This is a genomic window from Acinetobacter sp. AB03 (assembly GCF_058107045.1).
Window position 1 is genome coordinate 933,437 of sequence record NZ_JBUEBA010000002.1, and the last position, 1,244, is coordinate 934,680.

1 protein-coding gene and 1 pseudogene are annotated in these 1,244 nt (G+C 41.8%); one reads left to right on the forward strand and one right to left on the reverse strand.

From position 1 onward, the window contains the following. Window positions 1-31 precede the first annotated feature (31 nt). Window positions 32-448: pseudogene (locus ACY3FQ_RS04890) on the reverse strand (IS66 family transposase); the annotation flags it as partial. A 55-nt stretch (window positions 449-503) separates the two neighbouring features. Here ACY3FQ_RS04890 and ACY3FQ_RS04895 point away from each other — a divergent pair. Further along, window positions 504-1,244 (forward strand): IS30-like element ISAba125 family transposase (locus tag ACY3FQ_RS04895; RefSeq protein ID WP_079265016.1); only part of this gene is annotated, 741 nt, incomplete at its 3' end.

A 1,244-nucleotide genomic window follows, 5' to 3' on the forward strand; every position in this document is an offset into this window, starting at 1 on the left:
GTAAGCGTCCGCTGAACCCCATGCCTATTTTTTAATTTGAGTTGGATTTCCAGCGATGTGGCAGCAATTCTTCAATCTGGGTCACTTTATGTGTCGGCAGCCTTTTCAGCACATCACTTAAATAGGCATACGGATCCAGCCCATTCAGCTTTGCTGACTGGATTAATGTCATGATGTTTGCCGCTCGCTGACCACTGCGCAGCGAACCTGCAAACAGCCAGTTCTTACGGCCCAATGCCCAGGGACGCATTGAGTTCTCTATCCAATTATTGCAAATCGGTAGATTGCCATCATCCAGATAGCGGCTTAAAGCTGGCCAACGCTTCAGACTGTAATTGATGGCCTTGGCGGTTGGAGAACTCGATGGCACCGTCAGATAATGTTGGTTGAGCCATTCATACAGTTGTTGCATCACCGGTTGGCTGTGCTGTTGTCGGTATTCGCGGCGGGGCAGAGTAAAACTTGAAGTGCGACATAAACCACCTAATTAATTTAAAGGGTTTATGGAGTATATAAAATTGTCATACCATCATCTTAACTTTGAAGATCGTACTGCATTAATGCTTGAGTCAAGAAAAGAAGGCTTTTCAGCCAGAAAATTTGCTGAACTCATTAAAAGACATCCTAGTACGATCTATCGTGAGCTTAAAAGAAATAGCATCAATGACGTTTATCAAGCTCGATATGCTTCTGATAACACCTTCGCTAGACGTAGACGTGGTCACAGAAAACTCAAAATCGATTCAATCCTCTGGAAATTTATTGTTGAAGCGATCCGTTGTTTATGGTCTCCTCAGCAAATAGCAAAGCGTTTAAAGACATTTCCTGATTTGGATCAAACAATGAATGTAAGCCATACAACGATTTATTCAACGATACGAGCATTACCAAAGGGTGAGTTGAAAAAAGACTTATTATCCTGTCTGCGTCATGAAAATAAAAAGCGAAAAGCTAACGGTGAACCTAAAAAAGATTCTATATTACAGGATATTAAAACTATTCATGAGCGCCCAGCCGAAGTTCAAGAAAGAAAAATACCGGGTCATTGGGAAGCTGATTTAATTAAAGGTAAAGACAATAAAAGTTCGATAGCAACACTTATTGAACGAAATACACGGCTCTGTATCTTGGCAACATTACCTGATGCAAAGGCAGAATCAGTGCGCAAGGCTTTAACTGAAGCTCTGAAATATTTACCTGCAGAACTGCGTAAAACGTTGACCTATGACCGTGGACGCGAGATG